The organism is Pedobacter sp. UYP30 (assembly GCF_040547165.1).
GTDB lineage: Bacteria > Bacteroidota > Bacteroidia > Sphingobacteriales > Sphingobacteriaceae > Pedobacter.
This window is the reverse complement of the sequence record NZ_JBEPPD010000007.1, coordinates 178,144-193,529: the sequence shown is the minus strand read 5'-3', so window position 1 is coordinate 193,529 and position 15,386 is coordinate 178,144. Positions and strand designations below refer to the sequence as shown.

General features: G+C 36.2%; 15 protein-coding genes. 8 read left to right on the top strand and 7 right to left on the bottom strand.

The features are described 5' to 3' along the window. Window positions 1-14: 14 nt before the first annotated feature. The 7 genes from ABIB40_RS10450 (at window position 15) to ABIB40_RS10420 (ending at window position 8,129) form a co-directional block, all read left to right on the top strand. Window positions 15-1,664 carry a RagB/SusD family nutrient uptake outer membrane protein gene (locus ABIB40_RS10450; RefSeq protein WP_354358737.1) on the top strand — a complete coding sequence of 550 codons (1,650 nt, stop codon included), beginning with the start codon at window positions 15-17 and terminating at the stop codon, window positions 1,662-1,664. Between the two features lie 23 nt (window positions 1,665-1,687). Next, window positions 1,688-2,824, top strand: a complete 1,137-nt coding sequence (locus ABIB40_RS10445; protein ID WP_354358735.1) for a SusE domain-containing protein — start codon at window positions 1,688-1,690, stop codon at window positions 2,822-2,824. Window positions 2,825-2,879: 55 nt separating this feature from the next. After that, on the top strand, window positions 2,880-4,058 hold the full coding sequence (locus ABIB40_RS10440; protein WP_354358733.1) for a glycoside hydrolase family 76 protein: 1,179 nt from the start codon (window positions 2,880-2,882) through the stop codon (window positions 4,056-4,058). Window positions 4,059-4,383: 325 nt separating this feature from the next. Continuing rightward, window positions 4,384-5,520 carry a DEAD/DEAH box helicase gene (locus tag ABIB40_RS10435; protein WP_354358731.1) on the top strand — a complete coding sequence of 379 codons (1,137 nt, stop codon included), beginning with the start codon at window positions 4,384-4,386 and terminating at the stop codon, window positions 5,518-5,520. Between the two features lie 105 nt (window positions 5,521-5,625). Then, the gene (locus tag ABIB40_RS10430; protein WP_354358729.1) at window positions 5,626-5,943 is read left to right on the top strand and encodes a hypothetical protein; all 318 of its coding nucleotides are present in this window, start codon (window positions 5,626-5,628) and stop codon (window positions 5,941-5,943) included. Between the two features lie 343 nt (window positions 5,944-6,286). Further along, window positions 6,287-6,889 carry a DUF4202 domain-containing protein gene (locus tag ABIB40_RS10425; protein WP_354358727.1) on the top strand — a complete coding sequence of 201 codons (603 nt, stop codon included), beginning with the start codon at window positions 6,287-6,289 and terminating at the stop codon, window positions 6,887-6,889. A 268-nt stretch (window positions 6,890-7,157) separates the two neighbouring features. Next, a complete protein-coding gene (locus tag ABIB40_RS10420; protein ID WP_354358725.1) occupies window positions 7,158-8,129 on the top strand; it encodes a hypothetical protein in 972 nt (323 codons plus the stop codon). A 34-nt stretch (window positions 8,130-8,163) separates the two neighbouring features. Here ABIB40_RS10420 and ABIB40_RS10415 read toward each other — a convergent pair whose 3' ends face one another. The 5 genes from ABIB40_RS10415 to ABIB40_RS10395 all read right to left on the bottom strand — a co-directional run bounded on the left by ABIB40_RS10415 (window position 8,164) and on the right by ABIB40_RS10395 (window position 10,428). After that, complete coding sequence (locus tag ABIB40_RS10415) at window positions 8,164-8,289, bottom strand: HipA domain-containing protein (RefSeq protein ID WP_354358723.1); 126 nt, start codon at window positions 8,287-8,289, stop codon at window positions 8,164-8,166. Window positions 8,290-8,404: 115 nt separating this feature from the next. Then, window positions 8,405-8,803 (bottom strand): hypothetical protein, encoded by a 399-nt coding sequence (locus ABIB40_RS10410; RefSeq protein ID WP_354358721.1) that lies wholly within the window; start codon window positions 8,801-8,803, stop codon window positions 8,405-8,407. Between the two features lie 85 nt (window positions 8,804-8,888). Then, on the bottom strand, window positions 8,889-9,227 hold the full coding sequence (locus ABIB40_RS10405; protein WP_354358719.1) for a hypothetical protein: 339 nt from the start codon (window positions 9,225-9,227) through the stop codon (window positions 8,889-8,891). Between the two features lie 27 nt (window positions 9,228-9,254). Beyond that, window positions 9,255-9,848 (bottom strand): nucleotidyl transferase AbiEii/AbiGii toxin family protein, encoded by a 594-nt coding sequence (locus ABIB40_RS10400; protein WP_354358717.1) that lies wholly within the window; start codon window positions 9,846-9,848, stop codon window positions 9,255-9,257. Window positions 9,849-9,858: 10 nt separating this feature from the next. Further along, window positions 9,859-10,428, bottom strand: a complete 570-nt coding sequence (locus tag ABIB40_RS10395) for a DUF6088 family protein (RefSeq protein ID WP_354358715.1) — start codon at window positions 10,426-10,428, stop codon at window positions 9,859-9,861. 443 nt (window positions 10,429-10,871) lie between these two features. Here ABIB40_RS10395 and ABIB40_RS10390 point away from each other — a divergent pair, with 443 nt between their 5' ends. Further along, complete coding sequence (locus ABIB40_RS10390) at window positions 10,872-13,334, top strand: hypothetical protein (protein ID WP_354358713.1); 2,463 nt, start codon at window positions 10,872-10,874, stop codon at window positions 13,332-13,334. 21 nt (window positions 13,335-13,355) lie between these two features. Here ABIB40_RS10390 and ABIB40_RS10385 read toward each other — a convergent pair whose 3' ends face one another. Both ABIB40_RS10385 and ABIB40_RS10380 read right to left on the bottom strand, forming a co-directional pair. Further along, a complete protein-coding gene (locus ABIB40_RS10385; protein WP_354358711.1) occupies window positions 13,356-14,267 on the bottom strand; it encodes a protein kinase domain-containing protein in 912 nt (303 codons plus the stop codon). Window positions 14,268-14,269: 2 nt separating this feature from the next. Then, the gene (locus ABIB40_RS10380) at window positions 14,270-15,382 is read right to left on the bottom strand and encodes a DUF262 domain-containing protein (RefSeq protein ID WP_354358709.1); all 1,113 of its coding nucleotides are present in this window, start codon (window positions 15,380-15,382) and stop codon (window positions 14,270-14,272) included. Window positions 15,383-15,386 lie beyond the last annotated feature (4 nt).

The window sequence follows — 15,386 nt, the reverse complement described above, 5'->3', positions numbered from 1 at the left end:
TTAAATATATAATTATGAACCTTTTAAAAAAGCTCTTCATTGCAGTTTTGTTGACCACTGCTTTTGTAGGGTGTAAAAAACTGGATATTGTTCCAACAGATAAGTTTTCTGATGCCACTTTTTGGAAAGTTGACGCTAATGTTTACAATGCTTTATACAACAATTATCACTTAATTTATAACGATGCGTTGTATTTCAACTCCGAAGCCTTGTCTGACAATGCTTACTCTCGATCTGGAGACGCTGCCATTATATCTGGCGGAAATGCCACAGCATCTACCTCCAAATTTGCAGGAGACTGGTCCGGCTATTATTCTGACATAAAATCGTGTAATGAGTTTTTAGCCTTTGTAAATCAAAATACCACCCTCTCTAAACCTGTATTAAATAGAATGATAGCAGAAACACGTTTTTTGCGTGCCTTTGCACATTTTAATCTGACAAAATGGTATGGAGATGTGCCCTTGGTAACAAACAACATCAGCCCAACCGAGGCGAAAGTAATAGCACGTACACCCAAGGCAGATGTTGTAAAATTCATTATTGCCGAATTGGATGCTGCAATCGCAGATTTGCCTTCAAAAGATCAGCTTCCGGCAAGTGAAAATGGCCGAATTACCAAAGGCGCAGCGTTGGCGCTAGAAGCAAGGGTATTGCTTTACCAAGGCGACCGGATGAACGACGTGGTTACCGTTTGCGAAAAGTTGATGAATAACCAAGACGTTAATGGAAAGTATTCGCTAAATCCAAGCTATACTGATTTGTTTAGCGATAAGGTGGTAAATAAAACCAACAACGAAACCATCCTTTCTTTACAGTATGTACCGACCACTTATACTTGGTCAGATTTTTTCGATTTTGCCCCACTATCTGTAGGGGGTCGTGTAATTTCTAATTCGCCGACACAAGAGCTGGTTGATGCTTATATCATGCTTAACGGAAAAGCGATTACCGATTCCGGATCTGGTTATAATCAGGATAATCCTTACGTTAACCGCGACCCAAGGCTTACTGCCACAGTAGTTTACGATGGTTATAAATGGGATAATGGCGGTGGCGTTAATGGCACAAGTAAAACCATTTACATAAAGCCAGGAAGCGACCCTTCTGATTCTCCTGCCAACCCTAACGGCCCCGACGAATTTGTTGGAGACAGGCAAAGCTCATCGCCAACAGGCTATTATTGGAGAAAATACTTTGATCCGAATGCATTGGCCAGTTATCAATCGGGCTTAAATTTGCACTTATTTAGATATGCCGAAATATTGCTTGATTATGCAGAAGCAAAAAATAGTCTTGGACAAATGAATGCTGCAGTGTGGAATCAAACCATAGGTGCACTACGGGCTAGAGCCGGTTTTACTGATCCAGGAGCATTAAACTACCCAACTAGCGGCGACATGACCACCATTATTAGACGGGAAAGAAGAGTAGAATTAGCGTTGGAAGGTTTACGTGTAGACGACATAAGAAGATGGAAAATAGCCGGGACTGTGATGAATGGCTACGCACACGGCGCAAGGTATTCTGGAGATTTAACTACAGATAATGGCTATATAAGAGCACAAAAAAGGCAGTTTGATCCTGCAAAGGATTATTTATGGGCAATACCTGCAAATGACATAAGCCTTGATAATAATTTGACTCAAAACCCGGGCTATTAATTTACAACCATTAATCAGAGAAAATGAAGAATTTTATAAAAATAAGCTTTGTGGTTCTTTTTGCCATGATTGCGACTACTTCCTGTAAAAAACAAGAGCGGGCTCTAAATACTGATGTAGCCCCGGTAAGTACGTTAAATGCACCAGAAAATGCTGCAAGTTTTACTTTGGCTCCATCAACTGGGCCAAGTATCCAGTTTAAATGGAGCGCTAGTGCAACCCAAGATCTTGTACTGTATGAGGTTGCTTTCGACAAGGCTGACGGCGATTTTAGCAAACCGCTCTACAAAGTACTCTCTGACGGCAAAGGAGTACAAACACAAGCTACAATTACCCAAAAGATTTTAAATACCGTGGCGTCACTTGCAGGTATCGAATCATTAAGCACAGGTACAGTGAAATGGGCAATCATCACTTCTAAAGCAGGTAACGCAAAAGTGAGTACAACGTCCAATACCATTCAGCTAGCACGGCCCGCGGGTTTTGCAGTGCTTCCAGCAGCACTTTATCTTACCGGAACCGCTACAGAGCACGGAGCAGATGTGTCGAAAGCGCTGCCGTTTAAAAAAATTAGCGATGGCGTGTTTGAACTATATACCTCGTTAAAGGCTGGTACTTATGCTTTGGTTGATAACACCACCGGAACCCCTGTTAGTTATTCCATCCAGAATAACACCTCTGTTATTGCTGGCGGCACAACAACCGTAAGCGGAGACACTAAGGTGTACCGAATTTCAGTCGACCTAAGTAATGCCGCTGCCACCATTACACAGGTGGTTTCTGTTGGTTTCTTTAATGCGCCCGATAATAAAGTTTACTTTGAGCTGCCATATATTGGCAATAGCCAGTGGGAAATTGCTAACACTACCATCAGCATTCCACTACAATCCTATGGCCTTGACAGTAGATATAAGTATAAATTTACGGTGGTGGATTCGGGCGGAAACCAATCGGTTGAATGGTATGGAAGTATAGCTCGCGACAATCCTGATCCCTCTAACACAACGCCTGCGTCGTACTATTACATGTATTTGGTCGACAATTCCCAGTTTGATTACTGTTACAAAGTTAACCCGGCCTTCAATACCAAAGTTGGTAGTGTTAACGTAAATTATAGTCCGGATATACCAAATTATACCAATTCAATTAAATTGAAATAAACAACAAATGGGTTGCGGCTAATGTCTGCAACCCATTTATTATAAACTTATGAGCATGAAAATCAAACAAATTAAGTACTATACCTTAACCCTGTCAACATTATTTATTGGGTTGGCGTTGACTTCCTGCTCAAAAAAGAGCGATGTGGCAGTCACTCCACCACCTACAAAGCCAACAGGGCAGACACCTTTTGTATACAATTACGCGTCGTTGGCCGATTCATTACAGGCAGCTACCTACAGCACTTTTAAATCTGTAAACGGAAATTATTTCATTCAGAACAACACCGGCAATACTAACTTTAACTACTGGCCAAACGCACACGTGCTCGACGTATTAACAGATGGTTATCTACGAACCAAAAGCACCATCTATTCTCAGCGGATGAAAGCCTTATTGACGGGTATTAAAGCTGCAAATGGCGGCGGTTATCCCAATGAATATTATGATGATATGGGCTGGCTGGCCAATGCAAGTTTAAGAGACTACAACATTACCAAAGATGCCGACTACTTGAATGTAGCCCAACTGCTGTATACCGAAATTAAAGGTGCTTCAAATAACATAGCTGGCGGAGGAATTGCCTGGCGACGATCACAGCTCTATTATAAAAACATCCCGTCGACCGGTAATATGACAATTCTTGCGGCTAGGTTTTATAAACTGCAAAACAAGCCCGAAGACCTTACTTTAGCTAAAACATTGTACAGTTGGATGAAGACCAATTTGGTTAATTCGACAACAGGCGTGGTGCTCGACGGCATTAATAGAAACCAAGACGGACAAGTAGACAGCTGGGTGTTTACCTATAACCAAGGTCTTTTTATTGGTTCAGCGGTTGAGTTATACAATGTTACCAAGGATCCGACCGATTTGCAAGATGCAATAGTTACTGCTAACAACGCCATTGCAGACCCTAATCTTACCGTTAATGGAATATTTAAAGACGAAGGACAGGGCGATGGTGGCTTGTTTAAAGGGGTAGCTGTACGTTACCTTACTTTACTTGCCGAAGTGCCAGATCTTGATGAAGCGACTAGAACCAAGTATGTTAACTTTTTGCAAAAAAACGCACAAACCTTATACACAAAAGGTATAGGCAGGCCATCGTTGATGATAAGCCCCAACTGGGCCACGCTCCCATCTGCCAGCACAGATTTAACAACCCAATTAAGCGGCCAAATGCTAATAGAAGCGGCTGCCACTTTAACTGCTGAGGGGAAAATGAAGTAAAATAATGAGCCGATTATAAAGATTAATCGGCCCATTCATTTTTTTTAAATCTAATATAGTTCGCTCAACTATTTTTGCCTTTCTCTTTATTCATTCAGGTAAGGCAAAGCAGGTTTTAAGTTTAAAATGACACTATAGCATATTTTAAAAACTTGGTCTGTAGCAGACAGATTTAAGTTTTCCTTTCTCTCCTCATTTTTTGGATAATAATAAAAACAAAACCTTCTTATCCGCAAATTCTTCTTGTTTCCTAAATAAAAAAGCAGATTACTACCAACCCGACTTTAGATCAATTTTATCTATTTTTACACAAAAAAAAGATATTATGCCTTTTAGTTCTTTAGGTCTGTCTAGTGTTTTATTAAACACCTTGGCTGATCAGAATTTTACTGAACCTAGCCCTATCCAAGCACAGTGTATCCCCGCAATCTTAAATAAACACGATGTTTTGTGTATTGCCAAGACTGGCTCTGGGAAAACGGCGGGTTATGTTTTGCCGATTTTAATGAATTTACAGCAAACGCTAGCGGTTAAAAATAGACATGCGCATGTATTGGTTCTGGTGCCCACCCGAGAACTAGCGGAACAAGTTGCAGCTGTTTTTAAAACTTTTAGCAAAAATCTTTTGCAGTCGGTTAAAACGGTTGCGATTTATGGAGGCGTTTCCATTAATCCACAAATGATGGCACTACAAGGCGTGCATGTAGCTGTTGCCACGCCGGGCAGGTTATTAGAATTACTCAATTCAAATGCTGTTTCTCTTTCCGCCATCGAAACTTTAATATTAGATGAAGCAGATAAAATGCTGAATTTAGGATTCAAAGAAGAGATGGATAAAATTATAAGTCTTCTTCCTAAAGCACGCCAAAATATTTTATGCTCTGCAACGCTAAGCAAAGATTTACAAAATATTCATCAGCTTTTGCTAAAAAACCCAATTGTTATAAAAATTGAAACTGAGGATGGTTCGCTTGACCTGATTAAACAAGTGGCTTATATTGTTTCTAATGAAAAGAAAGGCCCGTTTTTGCGCTACCTGATCAATCATCATGAAATGAAACAGGTGTTGATATTTGCATCTTCTGTGCATCAAGTTGATGCAATAGTGAATAAACTACGCAAAAACAACATTGATGCAAAAGCAGTCCACAGCAAAAAAAGTCAGGGTTCCAGAACAGAATCATTAGCAAATTTTAAATCTGGTAAACTTAGGGTATTGGTGGCAACCGATTTAATGGCAAGGGGAATCGACATTAGTTCCTTGCCTTTCGTAATTAATTACGAACTGCCTCGCTCACCAAAAGATTATATCCACCGGATTGGGAGAACTGGACGAGCTGCATCGCATGGCGATGCGATTTCGCTGGTAAGCACTAATGAATTAGACCATTTTGGAATCATCCAGAAAAAAATGGGAAAGCAAGTGGAATTAATCGATAGTGAACAGATTAGAATAAAATAAGAAAAAATATAGTTTCCTTTGTTTTGAACCACGTATCAGGTACCAGCGTTCAATTTTACAAACATGGCGACAAATCATGCCTAAAAACTGTATCTTCGCGCTGATATGGGTTACGCAAAAGAAAGAGGAAAGTTAGAAATACTGGCTAAAAAAGTTGGTGGTTTAACCATTTACGATGATAAAAGTCTTAAAATCATCACAGATGTTTTTGAGCAGTATTCTCATTCTATCAGAATATTAAAAAACAAAAATCCAGAAACATTTAACGAAGCGTATCAAAACGAATTGCAACAAGTGAAAGCCGTTAAACGAGCACTTAAAATAAGTGAAGAAGCAGATCGCCAAGATAATTTTATTAAATATAGAGATTCGTTGTTAGCGGCGTTGGATGGCGCGATTGCGTTGACAAAGGAAAATGCGTAATTAGTAAGCTGCGATATTTCTTATTACTTCTATTTTTGGAGGAATAAGAGCCTTGTGAGAAGAATCTTTTAATAACTGAGGCTGGATCCTCAAGCCGCTCTTCGGCCGGTGGCATCAAAGCGCATATTCATTTGTTCGTTGATAACAGAGAACCAAACAATCAAGACGGTGAATCTCCCAATCACAATGGTTAAAAAACACCAAAGCAAATTGCCTATTCTCTTTAATTTGCACTAAGTTAGCGCTAAATTAACTTGGTAGCTTTTAAAGGAAAAAACACGTTCAACTGGCATATTTCAAGTTAAGGATTTTTTTAGATAACAGTACAATTAAATTGAAGCCAATGAATATAAAAACGCATGACGAACGGAAGATGATCGCGACCTTTGAAAAATTTGACTCCTACAACAAACAAGATCTAAACCAATTTATTTGGAATGGTAAAACTTATCCCCAGGAATATTTTATGGCGATTAAGTTATATGAATGGGTGCTTAAGCTTGACGAAAATGCCAGCGAAGCCTTGTTATTGGCTTCAAGATGTCAGCATTTAGGGAGATGGGAAATTCGTCGAGACAGCTATCCAATGGACAGGGTTGGTTATTTAAGTTGGAGAAAAAAGCTTTCTGAAAGCCATGCTACAAAAGCATCGATCATACTTAAAGAAGCAAAATATTCCCAATCTGTTATAGAAGAGGTGGAACAGATTATATTAAAAAAAGGAATAAAGCAAAACACTGACGTACAGACCATTGAAAACGCCTTATGCCTTGTTTTCCTTGAATTTCAATATGAAAGTTTTTACCCCACTCATCAAGAAACAATTGTAAACATCCTTAAGAAATCGTTGATGAAAATGGACGAGAAGGGACATAAATGCGCGATGAGCTTACCGTTTTCTTCTGAGGGCAGTAGCTATATTGAGCAGGCTATCAAATTGTTATGATAAAGGTTTAAAATAAATATCCTTAACCACATAGATACATAGGTTGCAAATAATCAAAAAAAAACACTAAAGTGGCGCAAAGCCAGAATATAATCATTTTTTATTTCGACTTGTTTTATCAACTCCATCTCACAAATCATGTTACCGTTCACATTTTCGCCGTTCTGAATAACACTGCATTTCAACAGCGATTTTTAAAAGAAAAATCGTATTAATTTACAATTGTTAACCATTTAGCTACATTTACTTCCCTGTAACCTGTTAAATTATGAAAAGGATTGCCCTATTTGTGTTAATTTTTATGACCATAAATTTGCTCTCTTGCGCACAGAGTAAATCAGATTTAGTGGGTAGCTATAACATCCGCCCCAAAGCAGATGGAGAAATTGCCAGCAGTATGCATTTATTTGAGAATCATAAATATGTAGTTACCTTTTATACAGGTGGTCAGGTCGGCAACTGGGCAATAGACAACAACGATCGCGTTACTTTCACTCCAACCGGCATGCCAAAGCCTTTCACAATTTTTGGCAGGCAAAATAAGTATTTGGCCGACAGCACCCGAATTATGTTTAGCGGTTTCCAAGGTTACGAAAATTATATCGGTACTCAGAAGCTGGCGAACAATAAGCCCTTAATGAAACAAGTTTTAAATCGTGACGCTAACTGCGCCCCTTTTCCCATTGTTTATACTTTTAAGGGAGACCACGAAGCACTTTCTTTTTTTAACAAACCTTTCCAAGATGAGGAAAATCAAGACAAAAATGTTGTCTATAATTTTAAGAATGAACAGAACTACAATGATTTTATTGCAGTTTATACCAAGAGCACTAACGATGAACGGCCCTATTTTGCCATGGCAAAGAACGGCGGCCTTTTTTTTGAGGGAACTATTTTTGCAAAGAAAGAACCTTTGTTAAAGGATGTGGAAAATGCCCAACTTTTGAGGAAATCGATTGAGCATAACTTTAATCCAGCCGATATTTACTACAATCCGTTTTATGGCGCGGAGGCAAAAGACATTAAAGATGATACAAGCAACTACATTTTCGACGTAAAAAAGAATGCCTACCTAGACAAATTAAATTATGTAGCCGGAGAAGAACTAAAGCCTGACGACAACAGTTTCAACAGCAAAAATATATATTACCGATTTGAGGCACTTAAAACTGTGACAGAAAGCAAAGTGCCAAGTCAGCTTAACCACCAACCTATTTTTAATTACAAATGCGATAATTGATAGAATTTTTTTCCACAACAATGGCTACATTTAGCTAATCATAAGCTGGGGAAAGCACCCAATTACCATTATCGAGAAGCATGGAGAAATTTTTTAGATAGGTGTCGTTTTTTACAGTAAAGAAACTGAAAACAGCCAGTTCAAAAAAAAGGTTTTTCAAAAATGGCTAGACTTGAGTATTGTCTATTGATTTTCTGACCTTTTCCGAACAGATGGTAGATTAACAAAAACGAAAAAACAGAACGATTATGATTGAGGTATCTCGGTAAACGGCTCTACATCTTCATTATATACTCCGTTTCGTTTATAAAAGGCTCTATCAATTTAGTTTTACCAAAACTTCTGAGGGTTACTTTCTTTAAAGTTTTATTACCCGGTTTTAAAAATTTAACGGCTACATCGGTACCATTATATATACCGTTATAAGTTTTACGCACAATATTAAATCCCGAAAAATCTGCAAAAGCACAATTTTTAAAAGGAAAGCCTAATAAGTAAACGCTCACTTGTTTTTGCGCCGCATCAAAAACCACCCTTTTGCTTACCAATACCGCTGTAATAATTATAGGGATGAATAACATAATGCTAAAATCCTCCTTTCGTAAAAACCATGCCCCTCCAACAAGACTAAATCCCATAAATCCAAATCCAGACAGCTCTACTTTCCAATACAAAAAGTAAAGTAAAATGATTATCAATGCTATGACGGACACGAGGTACAGAAACGGTACAAAATATCATTAATACCTAGAAATGGATTTACATAAGGGGCAAATAACTTTTGATACGGCCAATAATCTCGTCAAATGTAGGCTGACCGTTATAATATAAAGCTTTCGTCTGTAGAAAACGTTCTTTGAAGGTTTCAAGTAAGACCTTATCAGAAAAATCAAATGCAGCATTTTCAGCTAAAGGTGTCTCAAGCTCTTTACTATTGAACCTCCTTACTTTATGGGTTTCATATTCTGGTGTGCCAATAAACTCAACAACAGTCTGATTCCCAAGAAGCTCATATACATCATAGTATTGACGGAGAAAATTCTGGTTGATCACCTTCGATTCTTGCTCCTGGCCAAATTTTCTTATGATGGCTTGCAATTTTTCAACAAAGGTATATTCGGGATTCTAGCATTTTATATCAATTGCCCTATTGTCAACAATCCTTATATCTGCCTGTAAAGCTCTATCGTTTGTCCAAGACGTAATCGTAATTGGTTGATTTGGCGACACATCATCGAAGCCAACTTCAAGAAGTATTCCCTCCTTTGCTCCTTCAACTTTTGTGGTTAAGCTTTCGTAAAATAGACGAGTGCCACCACCAAAATATTTTGGTGGTGCATCAAACTCCCTATCCCTTTGTATTTCGATTATTCCTTCTACACTTATATTTTCTGTAAGCCATTGATAATAATCAAGCCTAGATTGAATATGAGATTCCTTTGTGTGATTTCTACCAGTCCATAATTTCATCGGCAGCGTTGCCAGAGGATTGATTACAATATCTATATCCTCTGAAAACCTACTGATTATGCCATAACCTTTTGAGAGGGAAGTTCCACCCTTTAATTCGAAATCGAAGCCTTGTTCCTTTAATCCATAAAGTACGTGCATAATCCAGTAATCTTTCTCTACTAGAAATGGTTCTATGCCTCTTTCATCGGCAATCACGTTAATAAGGTCTAAAAAATCCTTCCGCTGATGTAAATAATTTGTAGTCATTATGTACAAATTATAGAATTGCCATCAAAAACGATTTGGTTCTTGGATTTCCATAAGCCTGAACAGATTTTCTCAATTTAACCTTGTCCATACTAGCAACTCTTTCTTTTACCCTACTTAATACCTTAGTAGAGTCCTCAGTAAGGTTGGAAAGATTGTTTAAAAGGTCAACAAGTAAAAACTCGATTGTTGCCTTTCTTGGAAACGAGGATTTATCAACAAAATTAAATATACGGTTCCCTAGTTTTATTTCACCCTTGCGCTTATGATTATAAACAATTGGTTTATTGTATAACTGTGTTGTACCCACCCCTAAACTATTGTACAAATTTGGAGAAGTAAGCAAAAAATTATCATCCTTCAGAAATTTGCTAACTAATTTTTTCTCATCAGGGGGCAACTTTCCAAATACTGACAATCTGGGGTAGTGATAAAGTCCATTGCGAAGCTTAACCAGAATCTGGTCTTGAACCAATTGTGCCAATTCACGATCTACTGCTCCAGAATAAGGAGTAAGATCTTCCCTGCGGTAAACTTCACCACGACCTATATATTTTTTAAGCTTACTAGAATCTTTCATAATCCTAAACCAATTATTTCAAAAATACAAAAATAAGACTAAATGTTAAAATATTTCGGAAAATTTCATGCATATTAAAGGAGTTTTACTATGTTGTGTTAAACATAATCTCTATCTCTGAACACATTTTTATCGTTGGCAAAACGGGCTTATTTCCCCGATGCAGGAAGTAATTTAGTTCTGATTGTCAATTACTTATAAAATTTTTTAAGTACAAAGTAGTACAGGGTGAGGTCATTTACTTACTAATAAAAGAGCCTATATTTTTCTTCCATTATTTTTAAATAATTTCTTGTTTTAAGAAATATTGTTCAAATACTTAGTTGTGATCCAAATTGCAGCTCAATTCACTACATTAATTAAAGAGATAAAAGACAGAAACATCTTTTGTTAATTACCAAATTATCATTAAGTTTAAACAACTTTACTACAGCGCTCAAAATATGTCTCAATTTATTCAACTATCAAATAAAGAGCTTTTCCATGCTCTTTTTAATTCGCACACCCAAACTGATGTTGATAGCGTTATTGAAGCAAATGCAGATTTGTTTAAACAAGAAAATTGGTTTCCCTTAGGTGGCAATGATAATAATTATGGCGTCATTGAAAATCAACAGGCTTCCCCAATACCCGCATTAATAGAAAAAATTACCAATTCTATAGATGCAACTTTGATGAAAAGATGCTACGAATTGGGTATTGATCCGAAAGGGCCAGATGCTCCAAAAAGTATCGAAGACGCTAAAAATATTTTCTTTCCTGACCATAAAAATTGGGATTTAACAAGCCACAGGAAAAATCAAGCAAAGAACATTCAGATTTTAGCCGTTGGGCCGAGAATGAATACATCTATCTCTATATACGACAATGGAGAGGGGCAGCATCCCGAAAACTTTGAAAAATCTTTTCTCTCCTTGCTTAGTGGTAATAAAAATCAGATTCACTTTGTACAAGGAAAGTATAACATGGGAGGCTCGGGCGCAATTGTATTCTGCGGCAAAAAAGGATATCAATTAATTGCGTCTAGGCGATATGATAAAACAGGGGATTTTGGTTTTACCCTAGTAAGACAACATCCTCTTAGTAAGGAAGAAGAAACTAGAGTAAAAAATACTTGGTACGAGTTTTTAAAAATTGATGAAAAAATCGCTTCGTTTAAAATCGATAAGCTTAACCTAAACTTATATGATACATGGTTTGAAACCGGGACTTATATTAAGCTTTACTCTTACGATCTCCCAAGTGGTAGTCGCTCTGTAATTTCAAGAGATTTAAATCAAAGTATCAATGAATTTCTTTTTGACCCTGCATTACCCGTCCTTACAGTAGACAGAAAAGAAAGATATCCCGACGATCGGAATTTAGAACGTGACCTTTACGGTATTAAACGAAGATTAGAAAAAGACGACAACAAATATATTGAAGATTATTTTTCAGAAAACTTTAACGACGAGCACATAGGGCCTTTTAAAGCGAGTTGCTATGTTTTTAAATCGAGAATAGATGATAAGAATGTCAAGGAAACCAAGACCACGCTCCAATCAGAGTTCTTTAAAAATAACATGTCGGTGCTCTTTTCTGTTAACGGACAAGTACATGGACATTTCACTTCTGAATTCATTACCCGTTCGTTAAAGTTCAATTTGCTTAAACACCATTTAATCATCCATGTAGATTGTACCAACATGAACTATAATTTCCGAAAGGAATTATTCATGGCATCAAGGGATAGATTAAAAGAGGGCGAAGAAACTTCTATTTTAAGAAAATTTCTAGCCTCCAAATTAGGAAGTAGTAAAGGTAGATTAGCTGAGATTGAGAAAAGGAGAAAAGATTCTATTTCGGTAGATGCTAAAGACACCAACGAATTATTAAAGAACTTCTCCAAAAATTTACCAATGGATAGTTCCTTGATGAAGTTACTGAACCAAACTTTTAAATTAGAGCAAAGAGATAACCACCAACCTAAAAAACAGGAGTCTGACAAGAAACATAAAACAACGGTAATAGAACCTTTCAAAGCTCAAAGATTTCCATCTTTTATAAAAGTAAAAGCATCGACAAATAAAGAAGGATTTCCTGCTATCAATCTACCAAAAGGAAAAGAAAAAGTAGTTCATTTTAAAACCGATGTTGAAGATCATTATTTTGATAGGATTGAAGAACCTGGAGAATTTAAAATTGCAATTGTGCAATACCAACCTAAGCCAAATAAAACAGAAGGTGGAAATGCGCAAGGAAACAATACAGATATTGACGAAGTACTGAATATTAGTCACACGAGCCCTCATGAAGGAACCATTCGATTAAATTTGAACACAAGAGATGAGATTGAAGTTGGAGATGAGATACAAATGAAAGTGACCTTGTCTGGAGCTGGCGAAGATTTTGAAGAACTCTTTATGGTAAAGATTACCGAACCCGAACAGAAACAAGAAGAAGTTAAGAAAGATAAAAAAGAGGATGAAGAACCGCTTGGTTTACCTCCTTTTGTATTGGTTTATCAGGAACCCAAAGATGGTTTTAAAAGTTGGGACCAAGTTGCTGATGGTTTAGACGCTGACATTGATTATGAAACTGTAATGGCTCCACAGGTAAGTGGTGGGAACTTAGATAAAATCATCATAAACATGGATAGCCATGTTTTAAAACGTTTTAAATCTGCTTACAAAGATACTACACAACTAGAAGTTGCAGATAAAAAATACATTACCTCAGTATATTTTCATACACTTTTCCTGTACACCATTACTAAAAACAGAAAATACAACATTCAACAGGAAGAAGAAAACGGAGATAAAGCGGTGGATATAGAAGTTTATTTAAGAGATTTATTCTCTAGCTTCTATTCAGAGTTTATCTTGAACTTTGGAACTAATGATTTGTTGCAGACGATTGGGGATTAGATGTTTTTTTCAGATTACATATTAATTTGATGACAGGAAATCACCAATATTAATAGCTACTTGACTCGTATTAAAGCGCCTAACCTTTGAATTTTGAAGCATACTATTTAGAATTCCGTATATCTTTGGATTATTAGGAATGAAATCATCTGGTTCAGTATGCCCAATTGGAATGTTACCTTGGTAAATGTACCAAAATAATTTACCTAACTGAAAAACCTCAGATTTCTTATCTATAGTGCAATCAAATCCATTTAAATTAGCTGTTTTTTCTACTAAGTATTTATTTATAGCTTCAGGAGAAAACCAACCGGTAGGCCCTATCAATTCACCTTTCTCATTTATAAAAATATCTGATTCCTGAAAATCAGATAAACCTAAATCACCTATTATAGGTTCTCCATCTAAAAAATAAATATTATCATGTTTAATGTCTCTGTGATATATTTTATATTCATGAAGACTTTGAATACCTTTCAGTATTTTTTGACATATAATGGTTTTTTGAACAATATCTAAATTACCTCCTTCTGCTTCCAAGAACTCTTTTAAGGTGAAATCGCATTTTTCCATTACATAATATGAAAATGTTTTTCCATCAATCATATGACAACCGTGAGCCTCAATCTGAATTACCCCCATTAAATCATTAGATTTAGCAGTGTAGAGTGCTTCTATTTCTCTACAAAAGCGTCTATACCTTTTCTTTGCTTTCCAATCAGTTGTAGCTTCTTCATCGGAATACTTCAAAAATTTAATTACATATTCTATCCCTTCTTGTTCATCACTTAAACTGAAAACTATCCCATTACCTCCTTGAACATATTTATTATCCTCTCTTAAAAAGGAAATTTGAAAAAACTTATCATCAATCTCTATTAAATTTTCCCTTGAATCAGTAGAAAGTTTAATATTTTTCCCCTCTAAATACATAGCTAAATAGAATCGTTAAGTTCAAAAACACGCATTGCTTCAGCCAATATAACATCATTGAAAGTCAAATAATTCTCTACCTTCTTAAAGTAATCTCCCTCTATTTGATAATGACTTTTAACAGCATCTTGCATTTCATTAGGTATATCCTTACTATTAAGAAATATGTTATTAAATATATCCAATCGTCTCATCCGAGCACTCGCTGAATTTGATTGACTGACACAATTGAAAGCATATTCAGCAAGTGGCGGACATGAATCTTTATTCGGCCTTATACCTTTTTCAAGAATGAGCAATAATTTATAGAAATAATCCAAACTATTATTTTCAAGGCTTAGATTATCCTTTATAAATCCAAAAAGGGTGTAAAAATCATTCCTTTGGCGATAACGAGTATTTTTAATTGTCCTGATGCTGTCAAAACGAGACAAGATTTTTAAAATCTGAGTAAATTTCGTTCTGCATTCTTTTTCATCTTCGTTACTTATATCAGTACTATATAACTTATCAACTTGTAACTTTTTATCTGTAATACCAAAAATAACTAATGTACATAGCTCTTCTACTAAATCTCTATCTAGCATTCTTTTTTGAGAGGTTGCAGGTATTATATTCAAATCACTAAAAGAATCAGAATATGTTATGTCATTAACTAATTTTAAAAAATTAGATTCAGAATAACGAGCCTTAATTTGTTCCGGACGATTGAGTTTAACGCCACTTGTATTAACCATGTAATAAAAATCCTCAATTGACTCATTTTCTTCAACTTTAGTAATTATTGTGACAGGAATCTCATATTCTAAAAATTTTCCGGTTTTAAATTCAGCGTCACTTGCATTTGCCGTCAAATTAATTTCATTGGTTGAATTGTAAAGATGAATTGCTCGAGTTCTTTGCTGCCCATCAACCATTTCATAATCTTTATCATTTTTTTCGAATAAAAAGATATTTGGGACTGGAATACCTGCTTTGATAGAATTTATTAAAAATTTTTGAGTTGTTTTTGTCCAAATCGCATTTCTTTGATATGGAGGATTTAAATCAAGTTTTTTTTGCTCCAACTTTTCAAGCAAGTGTTTTATTTTCCAAGTTTCAATTCTGTATTCCATTTTC